Source organism: Psychromonas marina, from assembly GCF_030161115.1.
Taxonomy (GTDB): Bacteria; Pseudomonadota; Gammaproteobacteria; order Enterobacterales; family Psychromonadaceae; genus Psychromonas; species Psychromonas marina.
The window spans coordinates 268435-288421 of record NZ_BSPQ01000005.1; the positions used below are offsets into that span (position 1 = coordinate 268435).

Sequence of the window (19987 nt, forward strand, 5' to 3'; positions counted from 1 at the left end):
ACGTCTGAATAATAAAAAAGCTAAATTAGAATGTACTTTGAACAATCGCTTTATCTTTCGTTAATGGTGCACTGTGATAGAGCACGCAAATCGCATAAATACTAGGGGGGGATGAGTGATTTAGATCACGCACTGTTTCTCTGTTACTTTTAATTACGTAAGGGAGGCATGATGCAGATAGGTTTTAGTGTGTTTGTTTCGGGTACAAAAAAGGGGACATAATGTCCCCTAAATTTTATTCGATTAATTTAAAAATTAATCTTTTTTAATGTTTAGCTGACGCTTACAAACATAAACACTTTCAAGATGCTTAAGTGTTTCAACTGGCATACCTTTTGGAAGCTCAATCGTTGAATGTTCATCATTCAATTTGATATCACCAATAAAGCGGCTGTTGATGTTTGCTTCGTTCGCGATAGCGCCAACGATGTTTTTAACTTGAACGCCGTGTGAACGACCAACATCTAAACGGTATGTTTCTAGCTCAACGTCTGTTGGGCGACCACGACCGCGGGGCTTATCACCACCACGTTCAGGACGGTCACCACGATTGCCACGATCATTACGATCTGGACGACCACGACTACGGTCATTACGATCGCCACGGTCGTTACGGTCAAAACCACGGTCATTTGAACGAGGCTCAACAAATTTTTCTTCTACTGGCTGAAGCGGTTTTTCTTTTTGCGCTAAGAACAGAAGAGAAGCAGCAAGATCTAAATCATCGATCTCAGTGTTGTTTATCATTTGCTCATATAAACCACGGTAGAATGTTAAGTCTTCACTTTCACATACTGACAACAGTTTAGTTTGGAAGCTTTCAATACGTGTTTTAGTTACTTCATCACGTGTTGGTAGTTCCATGATTTCAATTTCTTGACGAGTCGCACGTTCAATCGCTTTTAATAAACGACGTTCGCGTGGTGCTGCAAATAAGATTGCTTTACCTTTACGACCAGCACGACCAGTACGACCGATACGGTGAACATAAGACTCTGTATCAGTTGGGATATCGTAGTTAACTACTAGGCTTAAACGTTCAACGTCTAGACCACGTGCTGCAACGTCTGTTGCTACTAAGATATCTAAACCACCAGATTTAATACGTGCGATAGTGCGTTCACGTGTCTGTTGGTTCATATCACCGTTTAGTGCTGCACTACGGTAACCGCGAGCTTCTAAACGTTCTGCTAGTTCAACAGTCGCTGTTTTAGTACGAGCAAAGATGATTGCACCGTCAAACTCTTCTGTTTCTAACATACGTGTTAATGCGTCAAGTTTATTAACACCACGTACAATCCAACATTTCTGTTCGATGTTCTCAACTGTTGAAGTTTTAGCTTTAATCTTAACTTCAGTTGGGTTATTCATGTAACGTTTAGTGATACGTTTGATTTGATCAGGCATTGTTGCTGAGAAAAGCGCAGTTTGGTGCTTCTCTGGCATATCTTTCATGATCGTTTCAACATCGTCGATGAAACCCATACGTAACATTTCATCAGCTTCGTCTAAAACTAATGTTGTTAGACCTGAAAGGTCTAGTGTTTTACGTTTAAGGTGATCCATAATACGACCAGGCGTACCAACAACAACTTGTGGGCCACGGTTCAGTTGTTTGAACTGAATGTTGTAGCTTTGACCACCGTAAATAGGCATAACGTGGAAACCACGTAAATGACGTGAGTAGCTTTGGAATGCTTCAGCTACTTGAATCGCTAATTCACGTGTTGGCGCTAAAACCAATACTTGTGGTTTTTTAACGTTTAAATCGATGTTTGCTAAAAGTGGTAATGCAAATGCACCTGTTTTACCAGTACCAGTTTGTGCAAGACCTAATACATCTTGGCCTTTCAAAAGTAATGGGATTGTTTGTGCTTGAATTGGAGAGGGTGTTTCGTAGCCCATCTCTGATACTACCTGAACTAGTTCAGCTGGTAGGTTTAAGTCATTAAAAGTAATTGAATTTTCTGTTGTAGTTGACTCTGACATAGAGGCCTCATGATTTCGTATAAGTTCTGCGTTTTAACGATGCTAAAACGCTCAATTCAGCTCATACCTACGTCACCTCAATCGTTTCAACTTTAAATTAAGCTGAAACCATTTAATAATTCTCACGTGTAATTCAAATAAATAATCACACGTAGTAGGTCTAATCTGAAGATTTCGCAACGATCTATTTGAGATCTGATTACGAGGGTGGCGCATTCTACTCGATCTGTTCATAAAATGCTCGTGTTATTTGATGTTAACCACAAAATAAGAAAAATAATTGGTTTTTTTCTTGTTTTGTGGGCTGTTTTGCAGATCAAAAGAAGATGAAAATTGTTCACTAACTGTTTATTATTACGACTTTTATAAGGAGAGACGCTTGTCTACAGGGAATCAAAGCATCACTGTCACCCATGGGGTGGGGATGTTAGTCGCCGCGTTACTGGGCTCTGGCGTTTTTATTATTCCAGCTATCGCGGCTTCAGTAGCGGGTAGTTGGTCATTATTAGCGTGGTTAATAATGGGCTTACTTATCTTGCCGATTGTGTTTACCTTTGCAGCGCTTGGCAATAAACACCCTCATGCGGGGGGAACCGCTTATTTTGTACAACTTGCTTTTGGTGATAAAGCTGCGCGTATTGTGAGTTGGTTATTTATTTGGGTAGTTGCGTTAGGCGCACCCGTGATCGTGATTACCGGTGCTAACTTCTTGGTGAATGGTTTAACGGCGATTGGTGTGATTGAACACTCAAGTAAACAGGCACTGTTTCTCTGCGCGATGTTGATGCTATCGCTATTGCTGATTTTTAACCTATTTGGTCTGAAAGCTGCGGCGATTATTCAAACCCTATTGAGTGTGTGTATTGTTAGCTGTTTAGTGTTTGTTTCAATTAACAGCCAAATTAGTCAACCTTTTCATCTGCCCGCAACCCCTTTTCAATTATCCAGCGTTGCGTTAAGTGCGACCTATATCCTTTGGTGTTTTTTAGGGATTGAGGCGATTGCACATTTGGCCAATGACTTTAAAAATCCACATCGTGATTTTCCGTTAACGATTATTATTGGCATCATTATCACCTTGGTGGTGTATAGCCTGATCAGTTTGAGCCTATTACAGATGCATTTTTATGGCGATGAGAGAGCGAACCTTAACTCAGTAATCGACCTTGTTAAACTGAGCTTTGGCAGTAAGGGCTATCTATTTGTCTCGTTTGCCGGGTTCTTAACCTGCTATATCTCTATTAGTCTCTATTTTGTTGGCTTTTCGCGCTTATTATCAAGTATGGCAAAGCAAAAGCAGATCCATCCGCTATTTGCACAAACCAATCGCTTTACGGTGCCCTATTGGGGATTAATCGCTGCCATTATTATCACGATGGTGATGCTGTTAAATTATCGCTATTCAGGATTGGATCTTGAAGGGTTGATTGCTTATGCCAATGGCTTGTTTATCTTGATCTATCTAGCGGCATGCGTAGCAGGGGGGAAACTGTTGAGTGGCTATTCGAGAAAGTTGGCAATTTTTGCATCACTAACCTGTTTACTCTTATTCATCTCATTAGGTGCACATGCGTTATTTGCACTGCTGCTACTGTTTTTGCTGGGGGCCTATTACCGTTTGAAAAGGTAGCGTTTAAAAGGTCTCGTTTAAAAAGTCAAAGCTAAAAAAACAAAAAGAGAGGCGAGCCTCTCTTTTGTTATCTACAGTGCTCGCTGCATTCGTTATTTATAGAACGAATGATCTCCGCTTTGGTGCTCTGTGATATCGCGTACGGCATTAAGTTCACCAGAAAATTCTTCTAATAACTCTTTTTCGATACCTTCTTTAAGTGTTAAATCAACCTGTGAACAGCCATTACAACCACCACCAAACTCAATCACTGCAACATTATCTTCTGTTAATTCGATTAATTTAATGAAACCACCGTGGCTAGCAAGTTGTGGATTGATCTGTACTTGAATCACGTACTCTACGCGATCCATCAGTGGCGCATCATCTTTTACTTTACGCATTTTTGCATTAGGCGCTTTAAGTGTTAGCTGTGTACCGGTGTCTTCTTCAACAAGGTCGATAAACGCTTCATCTAGAAATGGCAGGCTAACATCGTCAACTAATGCGTCAAAACCTTCATAGCTTAAACGGGTATCGCTACTTTCAACAGCTTCTGGTGGGCAGTAAGAAACGCCACATTCTGCTTTTGGCGTACCAGGGTTGATAACAAATACACGAATACTTGTACCCTCTTTTTGTGGCTCTAATAATTTGCGAAAATGTGCTTCTGCGCTTGGAGTGATATCAATCATTGCTGTGCCTCTGTTTAATCTTGAGTAATTTAGTCTGGTATTATATAGCAACAGGAAGAGGAAAGAAAAAACTACTTCATTTGAGCTGCGCTAGTTAACAAGAAGTTAAAAATATAACCTTTATTTGTTGTTATGTCTTTAGGTTATTTAACCTCATTTCTGGATAACGGAGTACGGCTTATACAAAAAACGGTAATGCTATTCACCCCTCGTTTTTTCAATAGCTTGCATAAACTGTTTACCGTCGCACCCGTGGTCACCACATCATCAATAATGGCAATGTTTTTGCCTGTTAAAGTTTGTGTTGGCGTTTCTTTATAAGTAAATGCTGCGCGTAAATTTAGCTCTCTTCTTTTTATGCTCAACCCCTCCTGTGGGAGGGTTTGTTTGCAGCGACTTATCTGCTTAGTGAGCATGGGAATACCCAGTTGCTGATGCAAACTGTCACAAATGATTTGTGCTTGATTAAATCCACGTTGACGTAATTTTTTTGCATGCAGCGGTACTGCTAATAGGAGATCAAACTGTAATAACTGTTCTTGTGTATATCGCAGTTCAAGAGATGTTTTTAATAATGAAGCAAGTAATTCACCCGCGACAAGCTGTTGTTGATATTTTAACTGTTTAATTAATGTTGAAAGTGGTTTGCTATAATCACCAAGTGCATGAATATGCTCAAATAAGTGATCTTTTGTCAAACAGTCTCCACAGTAATCGCTGCTTGTCGGCAGTGCTAAAGCACAGTGTAAACAGTACTGTCGTTGCGTGAGTATCTTTTTTTCACAATACTGGCAGATCAGTTTATTATTGCTGGGCAATGCGCACACTAAACATTGAGCGGGTAACAAAGACTCAATTAATCGCATTGAATGATGTGCAATGAAGTGAAAAATAATGATTTCCCTTACAAGGAGTAATAAACAGTGAGTATAGAGCAAGCGGTACATTGTGAAGTGGTTGGTCAAGGACCTGCACTGGTTTTATTGCATGGTTGGGGAGTGAACTCTGCGGTTTGGCAGCCTATTATCGCGCCGTTAAGTGAGCACTTTTGTTTGTATCTCGTCGACCTACCCGGTTTTGGTGAGAGTAAACCGTTAGCGCATTACTCATTACAGTCTATTAGTGAAGCGATACAAGAGGTTGTGCCTGAGTCTGCGGTGTGGTGTGGCTGGTCACTAGGTGGGTTAATCGCAACCTACACCGCTATTAATTATCCACAACAGGTAACGCAATTAATACAAGTTGCTAGCTCTGTTAAATTTGTGGCTGATGAGCAGTGGGAGGGGGTTGATGGTTGCGTATTTGATAACTTTTTACAGGGGCTACAAACAAACCCTCAAAAAACATTAGCGCGATTTATTGCTTTACAAGCGATGGGTTGTAAAAGTGCTCGGCAAGACAGCAATAAACTTAAGAAACTACTCTCTGGCACGCAAGATGCTGAACAAAGTGCGTTAATAGCAGGGCTTAATTTATTGGCAGGGTCAGATCTTCGTTCATCATTTTCCTCGTTATCACAGCCTTGTTTATCGATGTTTGGTCAGTCTGATGGCTTAGTACCCCTGCAAACGGCGACTGAAATGAGTATTCTACTTCCCGATTTACAGGTACAGCTTTTTGAGCATTCTTCACATGCGCCTTTTATCAGTGAGAGTGAACTGTTTTGTAATAAGATAGTGAACTTTATCGCTGGTTAAGTTTTGAGCAGGTACTTTATTTATGTTAAAATAGTGCCATACTTCTTATTAGCTTTTTAACTTTATAATATACGACAAATAGGTGATTTATGGATGTTCACTCTGCGTTTAATACTGGTCGTGCTGGTCTTCAAGATGCCTCTGCACAGCTGAGCAACGCAAGTTCTCGGATCGCCCAAGCTGGCAAAGCAGAAACAGGGTTGACGGAAAGTCAGCAGACATCGGGGATAGATTCTCCACCTGCAGAGCGAGCATCCATCTCTATTACTACTGAAGTTATCAATCTCAAATTAGCGGAGTTACAAGCAAAAAATTCAGCCAAGGTGATTATTACTGCTAATGATATGGTGGGCTGCTTAATTGACACCACCGCGTGATCAATTATGGTTAATATAAATACCGCCTTACCCCCCGCAATTGCTGCTCCATTTCATCCTGCCGCAGAAGCGTTGCAGCGTGAAAACCAAATCAAACCTATTATCCCTAAAACTGAAGTTATTGCTTCTTATGCAAAGATACGCGCAGACCAAGAACGAACACAACTTTCAGGTCAATCTCGCACCATTATCCAAGATGAAAATGAGCCACATAAGGAGTCGCCTGAACAGCAGCAATCTCATGCACAACAGCGACGTTTAAATTTTTTTGCAACGAAATCTAATACCGAAGGGAGTAATGAAGAGAAAAAATTAGTACGAAGAGATGATTTTAAGCTGACGATATCAGTGATTCAGGAAAGATATAATAGTGCCGTGACGCCAATGCCAGAGCCCACCATTCATCAGGTTCTATAAAAAAGGACTGTAAAAACAGTCCTTAATGATTCAATTTTACAAGATATCAGCTATCTAGTATTAGTGGCAGCTGCCACAACAACCTTCAGGTGATTCTTCTTTTTTTACTTTTTCTTCTTCATGGCCTTTACCACCACAACAGCTTTCGCCTTCAGCATGTTTGCTAGTATCGCCACCACAACATTCGTGAGCAGCTTCTTCAGCGTGGTTGTGACCACAAGAGCCGCCAGCTTGGTGGATATGACCGTGTGCAATCTCTTCTTCAGTTGCTTCACGTACTGCAACAATTTCACCAACAAATTGTAATGCCATGCCTGCAAGAGGGTGATTAGCATCGATGCTAACCATGTCTTCAGTCACTTCCGTTACTTCAACAGTACGTGGACCTTGGTCTGTATCTGCTTGGAAAGACATACCTACTTCAATTGTATCAACGCCTTCAAATAGCTCGCGTGGCACTTGTTGTACTAATTCGTCTTGGAACTCACCGTAAGCATCTTTAGCTTCAAGTTTAACATCGAATTTGTCACCCACTTCTTTACCTGCTAATTCTGCTTCAAGGCCAGGTACTAGGTAACCAGCACCTTGAATAAATTCAAGTGGTGCGCCATTTTCAGTGCTATCAAGTGCATTGCCATCTACTTCTGCAACGCCAAAATGGATTGATACCGCTGCATTATTTGTAATTTTCATTCTATTTCTCACTATTCTCAGCCGGATCAAAGACACCAATCATCTGTTCAAATTGACGTGTTGCCGCTGTTGCTTGTTTGGGTGTTTGTGTTTGTGTGAAGCCACAAGACACACATATTAATGTTTCAACCGCATTTTCTAGTGTCAGCGCAACGCTGTCAAGTGTGTTGCATTGCGGGCAACTAGCGCCTGCTATAAATCGCTTTCTGTTTTTGGATAAGGCCATAATTAATTTTATCGCTAACTGTTTGAAGAGATTATCTATCTTAATCAAATCAGTATTCATTGCTAGTAGCTATAGCTCAACTTTATAAAATTGGTTATTATCCATCCCCTATTTATTAGTAAGAAAACTACAGAGAAAAACATTTATGATTGTTGCATCTAATATCGAATTTATCCGTGGTGGCAAAGCATTATTAAAAGATGCCAGCGCAACAATCAACCCGCGTCAAAAAGTGGGTTTAGTCGGTGCAAACGGCTGTGGTAAATCAAGCTTTTTTACTTTATTGAAGCAAGAAACACATGTTGATGCCGGTGATTTAACTATTCCTCATCATTGGCGATTAGCGAGTGTTGCGCAGGAAACACCTGCCCTTGATAAAAATGCACTGCAATATGTCATTGATGGTGATTATGATTTTCGTTCATTACAAGAAAAATTAGCACAAGCGGAAGCGCAGAATAACGGTACTAAAATCGCTGAGATGCATATTCTGCTTGATAATGCTGGTGGTTATACCATTGAATCACGTGCGGCTGAATTGTTAGCGGGTCTAGGATTTAGCGAGCAAGCACAGGGGCGTCCGGTGAGCGATTTCTCTGGTGGTTGGCGTATGCGTTTGAATCTTGCACAGGCGTTGCTTTGTCCTTCTGATTTATTGTTACTCGATGAACCAACCAATCACCTCGACTTAGATGCGGTTATTTGGCTTGAAAAATGGCTACGCCAATACCAAGGTACGCTAATCCTAATTTCTCATGACCGAGACTTCATCGATAGTATTGTGGATAAAATTATCCACATTGAACAAAATAAATTATTCGAATACACCGGTAACTATACGAGCTTTGAGCGTCAACGCGCCGAAAAACTGGTACAGCAGCAGTCTTCTTACGAGAAGCAGCAAGCGCAAATGGATCATATGCAAAGTTATATTGACCGTTTTCGTTATAAAGCCAATAAAGCCAAACAAGCGCAAAGCCGTATTAAAGCATTAGAAAAGATGGAGCAATTATTACCTGCACATCTTGATAATCAATTTAGCTTCTCGTTTCGAGAGCCTGATGCATTACCAATGCCATTGTTAACCTTGGAAAAAGTAAGTGCCGGTTACGATGACCTGTTAATTCTGGACCAAATCAAATTAAACTTAGTACCGGGAAGTCGTATTGGTCTGTTAGGGCGAAATGGTGCAGGTAAATCAACGTTAATTAAACTGCTTTCAGATCAGCTTCAGCCTCAATCGGGAAAAATTGAGATAAATACCAACGCAAAAATCGGCTACTTTGCGCAACACCAATTAGAGTTTTTGCGGTTAGATGAGTCTCCAATGCAGCACCTTGCACGTTTAGCGCCCGATGAAAAAGAACTACCATTACGTAGTTTCTTAGGCAGCTTTGGTTTCCAAGGCGATAAAGCATTCGATATTGTTAAGCCTTTCTCTGGTGGTGAGAAAGCGCGTTTAGTATTAGCGCTGTTGGTATGGCAAAAACCAAATCTCTTATTACTCGATGAACCAACCAATCACCTTGATTTAGAGATGCGTCATGCATTAACCGTTGCACTGCAAGCGTTTGAAGGCGCAATGGTCGTTGTTTCGCATGATAGGCATCTATTACGCACCACAACTGACGATCTTTACTTGGTACATGATAAAAAAGTAGAGCCATTTGAGGGCGATTTAGATGATTATCACCAATGGTTATCTGATCAACAACGTATTGAAAAGCAAGCGGAACAAAATGTTGAAAAAGCACCCTCTGCGAGTGTAAATCGTAAAGACCAAAAAAGATTAGAAGCAGAGTTTCGTAAAAAGCTAACGCCTTTTAAGAAGCTGCTAACAACCTCTGAAAAACAGATGGATAAATATTCAACACGTTTAACTGAGATTGAAGAGCAATTAGGCGATAGTTCATTGTATGAACAAGAGAATAAAAAGCTGCTAACCGACCTGTTAAAAGAACAGGGTGAAGTGAAAGATCAACTTGAAGAAACTGAGATGATATGGATGGATGCGCAAGAGCAGATAGAGCTTTTGCAATCAGAGTTTGAAGCGTGATCTTTAAACTGTGTGTAATCATAATCAACAACAATAGCGACTATATATAAAGGAAAATAAAATGAGCTTTGAAACAAATGAATATTTTGACGGTAATGTAAAATCAATCGCATTCCAAAGTGCAACATTACCAGCAACAGTTGGTGTGATGGAGATTGGTGATTATACGTTTGGCACCGCAGCTAAAGAATACATGACAGTTGTCAGCGGTAGCCTAACCATTAAGTTTGCAGATGCAGCGGATTGGAAAGTATTTAATGCCGGTGAAACTTTTGAAGTGGAAGCAAACTCAAGCTTTGATGTAAAAGTAACAGTACAAACTGCTTATCTTTGCCTTTATGAAAAATAAGCTTAATAGCTAGTTTGAATAATATAAAAGGAGCTTAGGCTCCTTTTTTAGTTTTAATACACTGCCTGTCTCTTGATTAGACTTCATTTCTGAACTTAAAGCCGACCTAAACTGTGCGACAAAAAACAGAATATTGGAGATGACTTGCCCCCAAAAGTACTTATTTCCTCTTCTTAATTACTTGGTATAAATATTAGATAGCAGCTGTTTTTCTTCGTAAATGAACGTTTATTTTTGTTTTCCTTATTTATCAATGCTTTGATAGAATCTATTTTTTGTTGTTAATTAAAATGGACTTACTATCAATTACTTTATCTTTCTGCTTTTATTGCCCTTTACTGTTTCAGCTGAGCAAGGCAACCAAACCAATCACTCCTTTAACAAAGCCAAAAAAATGCTTGAGCGATCTGTGTATCAACAGCAAGATGAGCGAACAACGCTTTATTGTGAAGCTTCCTTTAATAATAAAAAGCAAGTCACCTTTCCAGAAGGTTTTGCGACTACCAAGCATGTTAAACGTGCTAAAAAAGTGGAGTGGGAACATGTCGTGCCAGCAGAAAATTTTGGACGCAACTTTAGTGAATGGCGTGAAGGAGACGAACGTTGTGTCACGAGCAAAGGGAAGTCCTTTAAAGGGCGACGTTGTGCGGAAAAAGTAAATCAGGAGTATCGTTTGATGCAGTCAGATATGTACAACTTATATCCTGCTATTGGCGCGGTGAATGCGATGCGAAGTAACTATAACTTTGTAATGTTAAGTGATCAGCAAAGTAGCTTTGGCAGTTGTGCGATGAAAATTTCAGACCGTAAAGCTGAGCCACCGAGCAATGCGCGCGGTGTTATTGCGCGTAGTTATCTATATATGGATAAAACCTACCCAAAATATTCGATGAGTAAACAGCAATTACAATTAATGAATGCCTGGGATAAACAGTTCCCTGTGACTCAGTGGGAATGTTTACGTGCAGATCGTATTGCCCAGTTGCAGGGTAACAAAAATAGCGTATTAGCTGAAAGTTGTGGTAGTTAACTGAGAATTATCTCGCGCACAAATCGGCTACCAAAGTAGGCAAGGGTCAGCAGTGATGAACCTATAATGATCACGTAGACCATCATTCGCCCACGCCAACCTTGTTTATAGTGGCCCCATAAAATAACCGCATAAAGCACCCAAGCGATCATTGAAAGTATCGCTTTATGGGCTTTGCCCTGTGCAAACATGTCCTCTAAAAAGATAAAGCCGGTTAGCAGGGTACAGCTCAATAAAATAAAGCCAATAAATACAAATTGAAAGAGGCTTTTTTCTAGTGTCATGATCGGGGGCATCTTCACGCTAGAGAGTGATATTTTGTGATTTTTTAATCGATACTCTAAATAAGCGAGTTGTAATGCTAATAAGCTAGCAATGCTTAGAATCGAATAGGCTAGCAATGCAAAAATAATATGCGCGCCTACTTGAGGATGTGTTTCTAAATGGGTAATAAAGTGACTTGGTAAGTAGGTGACTGCAATAAAATTAATCACCGTAAACCCATATACAATAGGTAGAAGCACGCCTGTATTGAGACGTTTGGTCGCAATCGTGCTGAGCAGAGAAATAATGAAAGTGATCGCAGAGACAATATTTAAAATCTGTAAATCTTGGCCATTAAGTGTAAATACGTGGCTATATAACCATACACAATGGGTCGCTAAGGCAATAAAAGTAGGCGCTAAAAAATAGCCCGTTAATATTTTTTTAGAGGAAAGTAACTGATTGCTCGCAATGGTTGCGGCTAGAATATAAAAAATGCTACTTATTGCTGCTAAATAATCCATATCAATCTACCTACCTGCTGAGTCAAGTTGCTATACTAGTTATTATTCAATCTATGCTGCGCGGAATCACTTGCTCGACTATTGTCTACAACCATGATAATTCGAGGCTGCAATACTCGTTAACCATTAACCATCATATTGTGCCTTATCTTGGTGCTCGAGTTAGTGAGTGAATAAAGCATTTTGATTGCTAACTAGTGTGATTATATGCAAATTTTAGCGGATGAGAAGTTAATACTACTTTGAAAGGCAATGTTGCGTATAATATCTGCATTCTATTTTAATTTTTTAGTAGCGAGAGCGAAGCATGTTTGAGAATTTAACCGACCGATTGTCGAAAACCCTAAAAACGATCAGTGGTAAAGGCCGCTTAACTGAAGACAACATTAAAGGCACGTTACGTGAAGTACGTATGGCGCTTTTAGAGGCGGATGTTGCCCTACCTGTTGTACGCGACTTTATCAAAGCGGTAAAAAAACGTGCTGTTGGTCGTGAAGTTACCAAGACATTAAACCCTGGACAAGCATTCCTAAAAATTGTTCAAAGTGAACTTGAATCAGCAATGGGTGAGGTTAATGAGTCATTAAACCTTGCGATGCAACCACCTGCCGTATTATTAATGGCTGGTTTACAAGGTGCGGGTAAAACAACCTCGGTTGCTAAACTAGCGCTATTGTTAAAAAATAAAGAGAAAAAATCTGTTTTAGTCGTAAGTGCCGATATCTATCGTCCTGCTGCGATTAAACAATTAGAAACATTAGCGGGTGAAGTTGACGTTGAGTTCTTCCCGAGTGATATTACGCAAAATCCGATTGATATTGCTAATGCAGCGATTGATCATGCGAAAAAGAAATTTATCGATGTAGTAATTGTCGATACAGCGGGTCGTTTGCATGTCGATAGCGACATGATGGACGAGATTAAAGACCTTCACGCTGCGATTACACCAATCGAAACCCTGTTTGTTGTTGATGCAATGACTGGTCAAGATGCGGCCAATACAGCTAAAGCTTTTAATGAAGCGTTACCACTAACCGGTATTATCTTAACCAAAGCCGATGGTGATGCTCGTGGTGGTGCTGCACTTTCAATTCGTCATATTACAGGTAAGCCGATTAAATTTATCGGTATGGGCGAAAAAATTGATGCATTAGAAGCATTCCATCCAGAACGTATCGCTTCACGTATCTTAGGCATGGGTGATGTTCTTACTCTAATCGAAGACCTTGAACAAAAAGTAGATAAGAAAAAAGCCGATAAATTGGCTAAAAAGATCACTAAAGGTAAAGGTTTCGATTTAGAAGATTTCCGTGACCAACTTGTACAAATGAAAGGTATGGGCGGCATGGCTGGCATGATGGATAAATTGCCGGGTATGGGGCAAGTGCCTGATGCAATGAAAGATCAAGTTAATGAAAAAGCGACCAACCAAATGGAAGCGATCATTAACTCAATGACTAAAAAAGAACGTGCAAAACCTGAAATTATTAAAGGTGGACGTAAACGTCGTATTGCTGCGGGTTCTGGTACACAAATTCAAGATGTGAATAAATTGCTTAAACAGTTTACTCAGATGCAAAAAATGATGAAGAAGATGTCAGGTAAAGGCGGCATGCGCAAAATGATGTCTGGTATGCAAGGCATGATGGGCGGCGCTGGTGGTATGCCTGGTATGGGCGGAATGGGAATGCCTCCTGGATTAGGTGGCTTCCGTAAGAAGTAATTACTCAGGCCGTTGCTATTTAAGCTTATTTTTTCGTTGAGAAATGCTCGTTTAGCAGGCTAAACTCCGCTTTCTCGCCTTGAACTAAGCATAAATAGCTTAGCCCTGAGCACTTACATGGCTAGTGGATAAAAAAACCAAATGTTCGCATTTGGCTTTTTTGTATCTGTAAAGTAATACGTAGCGCTTATTTTTTGCTCAGAAATGTGATTTTGATTGTTATTTTCGTGCAAAAGAGTATGATTCGGCAGCTTTCTACAAAAGCAGGCGGTTAGCATCAGCTGACCAATTATACGTTTAACAATATATAGAGGACGATATGGTAACTATTCGTTTAGCTCGCGGCGGCCAAAAAAAGCGCCCATTCTACCAAGTAGTAGTAACAGATAGCCGTAACGCACGTGACGGCCGTTTCCTTGAAAAAGTTGGTTTCTTCAACCCAACAGCACAAGGTAATGCAGAAAAATTACGTTTAGATACAGATCGCATCGAGCATTGGCTTGGTCTTGGCGCACAGCTAAGTGATCGTGTAGCTAAATTAGTAAAAGACAACGCAGTAGCTGCATAATTGCAGTTAGGTGAGGAGATTCAGGTGAGCCAAATAGCAGAGCCAATTGTAATCGGAAAATTTGGTGCCGTTCACGGTATTAAAGGCTGGTTAAAAATTCACTCCTACACCGATGATGCTGAAAGTATTTTTCAATACAAGCCATTGTTGATGAAGTATCAGGGGCAACTTCAGGAGGTGAATATCACTGAATGGAAATGTCACAGTAATACTTTCGTTGCAAAAATAGATGCATTTGATGTTCGCGAAGAAGCACAAGCCCTTGTTGGTGTTGAACTTCTAGTAAATGCAGATGAACTTCCTGAATTGGATAGTGATTTCTATTGGCGTGATTTGATAGGGTGTCAGGTTAATACTGACCAAGGTTATCATTTAGGTGTTGTTACCGACATGATGGAAACAGGATCTAAAGATGTGCTTGTGGTTAAAGCCAACTCGAACGATGCTTTTGGGCAAAAAGAACGATTAATCCCGTTCATTAAAGAGCAGGTAATATCTAATGTAGATATTGCAGGCAAACTAATTACAGTTAATTGGGAACCTGATTTCTGATTACCCTAGGAGAAAAGCGATGTGGATTGGGGTTGTAAGCCTCTTCCCGGAGATGTTTCGGGCCATTAGCGAGAACGGGGTAACAGGTCGAGCGATTAAAAATAATCTGCTTTCTATCCAGAGTTGGAATCCTCGTGATTTTACAACGGATAAACATAGAACGGTCGATGATCGTCCCTATGGTGGTGGTCCTGGTATGTTGATGATGGTGCAACCTTTACGGGATGCAATTGAAGCAGCAAAACAGGCCGCAAGAGAAGCAGGGCACGAGGCAAAGGTAATTTATCTTTCTCCTCAAGGCAGACGTTTAGACCATACTGGCGCTCAGCAATTATCAACAAGCTCTGATGCTTTGATTTTAGTTGCAGGACGTTATGAAGGCATAGACGAACGCATAATTGAAAGCTTAATCGACGAAGAGTGGTCGGTAGGTGATTATGTGTTAAGTGGTGGTGAGCTACCAGCCATGATTCTAATTGATGCTGTGGTACGTTTCGTACCGGGTGTTTTAGGTCATGTGTTATCAGCTGAGCAAGACTCCTTTGCGGATGGATTGCTTGATTGTCCTCACTACACGCGCCCAGAGGTATTAGATGGAAAGTCTGTACCGAGTGTTTTATTAAGTGGTGATCATGAAAAAATTCGTCTTTGGCGATTAAAACAGTCACTACAACGCACGAAAACAAGACGTCCCGATTTATTAAATGATCTAGCTCTGACTGACGAGCAAGTTAAATTACTTGCTGCTCTGGAAAGTGACTCCCACTAACCAGCGATGTTATCGGCTAACTAGATATAAAAGGTATTAAAATGAGCAATATTATACAAGCAATTGAAAACGAACAGTTACGTACAGACATCCCAGCGTTCGCGCAAGGTGATACTGTTGTTGTACGTGTTCGCGTAAAAGAGGGTGATAAAGAGCGTCTTCAAGCATTCGAAGGTGTTGTAATCGCTAAGCGTAACCGTGGTCTACACTCAAACTTCACAGTTCGTAAAATGTCGAGCAGCGAAGGTGTTGAGCGTGTATTCCAAACACATAGCCCACTTGTAGGAAGCGTTGAAGTTAAACGTCGTGGTGTGGTTCGCCAAGCTAAACTTTACTACTTACGTGAACTTACTGGTAAAGCTGCTCGTATTAAAGAGAAGCTTGGTAAAAAGAAATAATTTTCTTTTTATCCAATTGTAAGTAATACCACTAGGTATACCAAGGCTCGCTTATGCGAGCCTTTTTTTTAACTTTTTTATGCTGTATGGGGAAGACAAAGGTGCAATATTTGAAGCGTTATCTACTGATCTGTATTGCTTTTATTTGTATCCTATTAGGTATCATTGGTATCGTATTACCATTGTTGCCAACGACTCCTTTCTTTATTTTAGCGCTTGCTTGTTTTGCGCGCAGCTCGCAACGTTTTCATCAGCAGCTATTAAATAGTCCCTATGTAGGCCCCATCTTGGCGGATTGGGAAGCGGATAAACGCATTGATAAGCAACGCAAAAAGCAGATCATGTTAATGATTGTATGTAGTTTTGCGGTCTCTATATGGTTATTACAAGCACAATTTCACCTACAGCTATTACTTATCGTTATTATGTTTATCCTACTCTTTTGTATAAAACGTATCGCCGAGAAGTAGCGCCACTCGCAGCTCGTCATTTGTAGCTAGCTATTCGCCACCTTATCTATCTTTTTCAATATAAGCGCTAGAGACGGGCAAAGTAATAATAAAGCGGGTGAATACATTAGGCTCTGATTCTACCTCTATATTTCCACCATGACGTTTAATGATTTGCGAACAAATTGTTAATCCTATTCCTAAACCAAAGTTCCCCTCTCGTTTACTAGTGTAATTAAGCTCAAATATCTTCTCTAAGACGTGTTTAGGCATACCAGGTCCATTATCCTCAATGATCACTTGCACCTTTGGTGATTCATCATAGGGGAGGTATAGCGTCGATATTTTAAGTTCACCTTCGCTACCAGTCGACTCAATGGCGTCTATGGCATTGGAGATTATATTGGTCCAGACTTGCTCAAGCTCAATCGGGTGACAATCTATTTTGGGTAGTTGTTGGTACTCTTTAGTCACTTGATAATATTTAAGTTTGTTTTCAAAAATAATCAGTGTCTCTTCTAACCCTTCATGGATATCCGTTTGCGCTGAGGCATCACAATCTTGCCCAGCATAATGCTTTAAGCTTTTCACTAAATCCGCGATACGTGTTGCACAAGCGTTGCTATTACGCAAAATGGTACCCACTTGATGAAATTGATGTAGAAGGTTAACGGTTTCGGTGAAATCACGCCCCTCTGCGAGTGGAATATCGACATCGGTCAGGTGCATATTAACTAATTTTTTAGCCAGTTTTTTATCATCAACTAGCTTTAATAAATTTTTAGTACGTAAACGAGACTCAGAGGTTGAAAGGGGAGTAATGGAGAGTCCTTGCTGAAATGTTTTTTGCGCAAATTGTGAGAACGCATTTTTGCTTATTTCACTAAGTAGTGCTGTTACCTGTGTGATAAGCGTATCAGAGCCTCTTAAAATAGCAGCCACCGGGTTATTCAATTCATGTGCAACGCCTGCAACGAGCTGCCCTAATACCGCCATTTTTTCACTCTCAATCAGTTGGGTATGAGCAGCATCTAAGGATTGTAAGCTCTCTTGCAGTGCCAGTTCGGTGGCGATACTTTGTTGTAAACGACGATTAAAGTTACGTAATAACAAGTTGGTAAAAGGGGCGAGCAGTGCGGTATTTGATTGTGTTATTTGTGAAAAAGTGATGCTGTCGACCTTTAATACTTCTGTATCAACTAAGGTGATTCCTGTACTAAACGCAGCTTCTTCGGTCAAAAATGACATGCCACCCACCATGCTACCTGCCTGCATAATGGTGATATCTTGAGTTTCTCCACGCGCATTACGTTTTTTTAGTAATACTTCCCCTTTAGTGATAAACCACAGAAAATTGTTTTTTTCACCTTCTCGAGTAAGGATATGGTTAGCTCGATAGCGACGACGTACTTGCTTTTCGTCGTTATTTTCTAGTAATTGGTGCAGTGATTTAATCATTAAGCTAGAAAGCTCTGCATCGCTATATAATGAGTAATCTAAAAACTTATCTTGAAATCCAGTGGATTCATTGTCTTGGTTGTTCGCATCTAATAAGCAAGTTTTATTCACTGCTCGCTCGGTGCGGCCTTTTTGTGATAATTGCTTACGCTGATAATGGGTTATACGGTAGTTACTCATCTGTGTTTGAATAATTTGTGTGAATGATAGTTTTTGATAGGGCAGTTGCAAAAAGTAATTAATGTGCCCCTGATTAATGCAGTCAATCATCTGTCTGACGCAGGGATCAGGTGCGTAGATAATTTTACCCATCAGTTGACATTGAGGGTGTCTAAAGAGTGCCAAGGCATCTCCATCATTAAGATATTGCGCCGATAATATTAATGCTATTTTTTTTTCATTTTTGAGAATAAGTTCAATTGCCGTTTTTATACTGGTTGCAGTAACGAGGTCGAGTGTCGCACTCAATGGTAAAAGGTCTTGTTTGACCTGTGTCAGTCGCTGTAAATCACTGTCCACACATAACATGGTTAGCATTATTAGCCCCAAAAAATTAAAAGAGATCGAATATAATCAGCACTTAATTTCTATTGCGCTGCTTATTTTTTTTATCAATAGTGCCGATCGTTAAGCAATAAAAATGTGATAATCTTAGCAATCAGCAAAATTTAACAATAATTAGAGAGAGAATATGAGAATAACATTACCCGAATATGGAAAAGCACAAGTATTGGTTGTTGGCGATGTTATGTTAGATCGATATTGGCATGGACCTACTGGGCGTATCTCTCCTGAGGCACCCGTGCCTATTGTTAAAGTTGAACAGATTGAAGAGCGCCCTGGTGGCGCTGCCAATGTTGCGCTAAATGTTGCCGCATTAGGTGCAAAAGCGCGTTTAATCGGATTGGTAGGTAATGATGAAGCTGCGACGGCTTTAACAAAAGGTTTAGAGTCAGTACATGTGACGACTGATTTTGTGACTGTTGATAACTTTCCTACGATCACCAAGCTGCGTGTATTAAGTCGTCACCAACAACTATTACGCTTAGATTTTGAAGAGGCTTTTCACGATGTGGATAGTGCGCCGATTTTAGCGAAAATGCAGGCTGGTTTAGTGACTGAGAATAGCGTTGTTATTCTTTCGGATTATGCCAAAGGCTCTCTTTCTGATGTACAAAAGATGATTCAACTTGCGAAAAAGCAACAGGTGAGAGTCTTAGTTGATCCAAAAGGCGCTGATTTTGAAAAATACCGTGGTGCGACATTATTAACGCCTAACCTTTCTGAATTTGAAGCGGTTGTAGGTCATTGTAAAACAGATCAACAGCTAGTAGAGCGCGCGCTACAGGTCGTAAAAGATTATGATTTAGAAGCAATACTGGTCACACGTAGCGAACATGGCATGACGTTAGTGCGTGAAGGCGCTGAACCGTTCCATCTACCTACGCAAGCGCAGGAGGTTTTTGATGTAACTGGTGCGGGTGATACTGTGATCTCAGTATTAGCAACGTCATTAGCAGCTGGTAGCTCTTTTGAGGATGCGTGTATCTTGGCAAATGCAGGTGCAGGTGTGGTTGTGGCTAAAATTGGTACCTCGACAGTGAATACCATTGAGCTTGCTAATGCAGTATTCAGCCAACAAAAAATTGGTTTTGGCGCACTTTCTGAAGAGCAGTTAAAAGTCGCTGTGCAATTAGCACAACATCGCGGTGAGAAAGTGGTAATGACTAATGGCTGTTTTGATATTTTACATGCAGGCCATGTTTCATATCTCAACACTGCACGAGAGCAAGGTGAGCGTCTCATTGTTGCAGTGAATAGTGATGCATCAGTTCGTGGTTTAAAAGGCACTGGGCGTCCCGTTAATCCTGTTGACCGTCGTATGGCAGTACTTGCTGGATTAGGTGCCGTTGATTGGGTTATTGAGTTTACTGAAGAGACACCACAGCGTTTGATCGCTAATATTTTGCCCGATATGTTGGTAAAAGGCGGTGATTATAAAGTGGAGGAGATTGCCGGTGGGGCCGAGGTGATTGAGAATGGTGGTGAAGTGCGAGTGTTACAGTTTGAAGAGGGCTGTTCAACGACTGATATTATTAATACCATTCGCAATGATAAAAGCTAAGCAACGTTAAGAAAGTCTA

At 40.5% G+C, this 19987-nt stretch carries 21 protein-coding genes; 14 read left to right on the forward strand and 7 right to left on the reverse strand.

The window, feature by feature from the left end:
* Positions 1 to 255: 255 nt before the first annotated feature.
* Positions 256 to 1989 carry a DEAD/DEAH box helicase gene (locus QQK09_RS09705; RefSeq protein WP_284203934.1) on the reverse strand — a complete coding sequence of 578 codons (1734 nt, stop codon included), beginning with the start codon at positions 1987 to 1989 and terminating at the stop codon, positions 256 to 258.
* 379 nt (positions 1990 to 2368) lie between these two features.
* Between QQK09_RS09705 and yjeH the strand changes: the two genes are divergently transcribed.
* A complete protein-coding gene (gene yjeH, locus QQK09_RS09710) occupies positions 2369 to 3619 on the forward strand; it encodes an L-methionine/branched-chain amino acid transporter (RefSeq protein WP_284203935.1) in 1251 nt (416 codons plus the stop codon).
* Positions 3620 to 3711: 92 nt separating this feature from the next.
* Here the strand turns inward: yjeH and nfuA are convergent, their stop codons facing one another.
* Together nfuA and QQK09_RS09720 are read right to left on the reverse strand one after the other, a co-directional pair.
* Complete coding sequence (gene nfuA, locus QQK09_RS09715; protein ID WP_284203936.1) at positions 3712 to 4293, reverse strand: Fe-S biogenesis protein NfuA; 582 nt, start codon at positions 4291 to 4293, stop codon at positions 3712 to 3714.
* A gap of 143 nt (positions 4294 to 4436) precedes the next feature.
* Entirely contained in the window at positions 4437 to 5240 is an 804-nt protein-coding gene (locus QQK09_RS09720) for a ComF family protein (protein ID WP_348532708.1), read from the reverse strand.
* Here QQK09_RS09720 and bioH point away from each other — a divergent pair.
* The 3 genes from bioH (at position 5217) to QQK09_RS09735 (ending at position 6784) form a co-directional block, all read left to right on the forward strand.
* Entirely contained in the window at positions 5217 to 5990 is a 774-nt protein-coding gene (gene bioH, locus QQK09_RS09725) for a pimeloyl-ACP methyl ester esterase BioH (RefSeq protein ID WP_284203938.1), read from the forward strand. The genes QQK09_RS09720 and bioH overlap by 24 nt on opposite strands.
* A gap of 89 nt (positions 5991 to 6079) precedes the next feature.
* Positions 6080 to 6367, forward strand: coding sequence for a hypothetical protein (locus QQK09_RS09730; RefSeq protein WP_284203939.1), 288 nt, complete (start codon positions 6080 to 6082; stop codon positions 6365 to 6367).
* Positions 6368 to 6373: 6 nt separating this feature from the next.
* Positions 6374 to 6784, forward strand: coding sequence for a hypothetical protein (locus QQK09_RS09735; RefSeq protein WP_284203940.1), 411 nt, complete (start codon positions 6374 to 6376; stop codon positions 6782 to 6784).
* A gap of 60 nt (positions 6785 to 6844) precedes the next feature.
* Here QQK09_RS09735 and slyD read toward each other — a convergent pair whose 3' ends face one another.
* Both slyD and QQK09_RS09745 read right to left on the reverse strand, forming a co-directional pair.
* Positions 6845 to 7477 carry a peptidylprolyl isomerase gene (gene slyD / locus QQK09_RS09740; protein WP_284203941.1) on the reverse strand — a complete coding sequence of 211 codons (633 nt, stop codon included), beginning with the start codon at positions 7475 to 7477 and terminating at the stop codon, positions 6845 to 6847.
* Position 7478: 1 nt separating this feature from the next.
* Positions 7479 to 7703: a YheV family putative zinc ribbon protein gene (locus QQK09_RS09745; RefSeq protein ID WP_284204121.1), complete on the reverse strand. Its 225-nt coding sequence runs from the start codon at positions 7701 to 7703 to the stop codon at positions 7479 to 7481.
* A gap of 145 nt (positions 7704 to 7848) precedes the next feature.
* Between QQK09_RS09745 and QQK09_RS09750 the strand changes: the two genes are divergently transcribed.
* The 3 genes from QQK09_RS09750 (at position 7849) to QQK09_RS09760 (ending at position 11138) form a co-directional block, all read left to right on the forward strand.
* A complete protein-coding gene (locus QQK09_RS09750) occupies positions 7849 to 9759 on the forward strand; it encodes an ABC transporter ATP-binding protein (protein WP_284203942.1) in 1911 nt (636 codons plus the stop codon).
* 61 nt (positions 9760 to 9820) lie between these two features.
* The gene (gene ppnP / locus QQK09_RS09755; RefSeq protein ID WP_284203943.1) at positions 9821 to 10108 is read left to right on the forward strand and encodes a pyrimidine/purine nucleoside phosphorylase; all 288 of its coding nucleotides are present in this window, start codon (positions 9821 to 9823) and stop codon (positions 10106 to 10108) included.
* Positions 10109 to 10502: 394 nt separating this feature from the next.
* Complete coding sequence (locus QQK09_RS09760; RefSeq protein ID WP_431312586.1) at positions 10503 to 11138, forward strand: endonuclease I family protein; 636 nt, start codon at positions 10503 to 10505, stop codon at positions 11136 to 11138.
* Here the strand turns inward: QQK09_RS09760 and QQK09_RS09765 are convergent.
* A complete protein-coding gene (locus QQK09_RS09765) occupies positions 11135 to 11926 on the reverse strand; it encodes a cytochrome C assembly family protein (RefSeq protein WP_284203944.1) in 792 nt (263 codons plus the stop codon). The genes QQK09_RS09760 and QQK09_RS09765 overlap by 4 nt on opposite strands.
* 307 nt (positions 11927 to 12233) lie before the next feature.
* On the opposite strand from QQK09_RS09765, the gene ffh reads away from it, so the two are divergent.
* The 6 genes from ffh to QQK09_RS09795 all read left to right on the forward strand — a co-directional run bounded on the left by ffh (position 12234) and on the right by QQK09_RS09795 (position 16406).
* A complete protein-coding gene (gene ffh, locus QQK09_RS09770) occupies positions 12234 to 13649 on the forward strand; it encodes a signal recognition particle protein (protein WP_284203945.1) in 1416 nt (471 codons plus the stop codon).
* 319 nt (positions 13650 to 13968) lie between these two features.
* Entirely contained in the window at positions 13969 to 14217 is a 249-nt protein-coding gene (rpsP, locus tag QQK09_RS09775; protein WP_284203946.1) for a 30S ribosomal protein S16, read from the forward strand.
* Between the two features lie 24 nt (positions 14218 to 14241).
* Positions 14242 to 14769 carry a ribosome maturation factor RimM gene (rimM, locus tag QQK09_RS09780; protein WP_284203947.1) on the forward strand — a complete coding sequence of 176 codons (528 nt, stop codon included), beginning with the start codon at positions 14242 to 14244 and terminating at the stop codon, positions 14767 to 14769.
* Between the two features lie 19 nt (positions 14770 to 14788).
* Positions 14789 to 15538, forward strand: coding sequence for a tRNA (guanosine(37)-N1)-methyltransferase TrmD (gene trmD / locus QQK09_RS09785; RefSeq protein ID WP_284203948.1), 750 nt, complete (start codon positions 14789 to 14791; stop codon positions 15536 to 15538).
* A 41-nt stretch (positions 15539 to 15579) separates the two neighbouring features.
* A complete protein-coding gene (gene rplS, locus QQK09_RS09790) occupies positions 15580 to 15936 on the forward strand; it encodes a 50S ribosomal protein L19 (RefSeq protein WP_284203949.1) in 357 nt (118 codons plus the stop codon).
* A 101-nt stretch (positions 15937 to 16037) separates the two neighbouring features.
* Positions 16038 to 16406: a YbaN family protein gene (locus QQK09_RS09795; RefSeq protein WP_284203950.1), complete on the forward strand. Its 369-nt coding sequence runs from the start codon at positions 16038 to 16040 to the stop codon at positions 16404 to 16406.
* A gap of 42 nt (positions 16407 to 16448) precedes the next feature.
* Here QQK09_RS09795 and QQK09_RS09800 read toward each other — a convergent pair whose 3' ends face one another.
* Positions 16449 to 18380 (reverse strand): ATP-binding protein, encoded by a 1932-nt coding sequence (locus QQK09_RS09800; RefSeq protein ID WP_284203951.1) that lies wholly within the window; start codon positions 18378 to 18380, stop codon positions 16449 to 16451.
* A 154-nt stretch (positions 18381 to 18534) separates the two neighbouring features.
* On the opposite strand from QQK09_RS09800, the gene hldE reads away from it, so the two are divergent.
* On the forward strand, positions 18535 to 19968 hold the full coding sequence (hldE, locus tag QQK09_RS09805; RefSeq protein ID WP_284203952.1) for a bifunctional D-glycero-beta-D-manno-heptose-7-phosphate kinase/D-glycero-beta-D-manno-heptose 1-phosphate adenylyltransferase HldE: 1434 nt from the start codon (positions 18535 to 18537) through the stop codon (positions 19966 to 19968).
* Positions 19969 to 19987 lie beyond the last annotated feature (19 nt).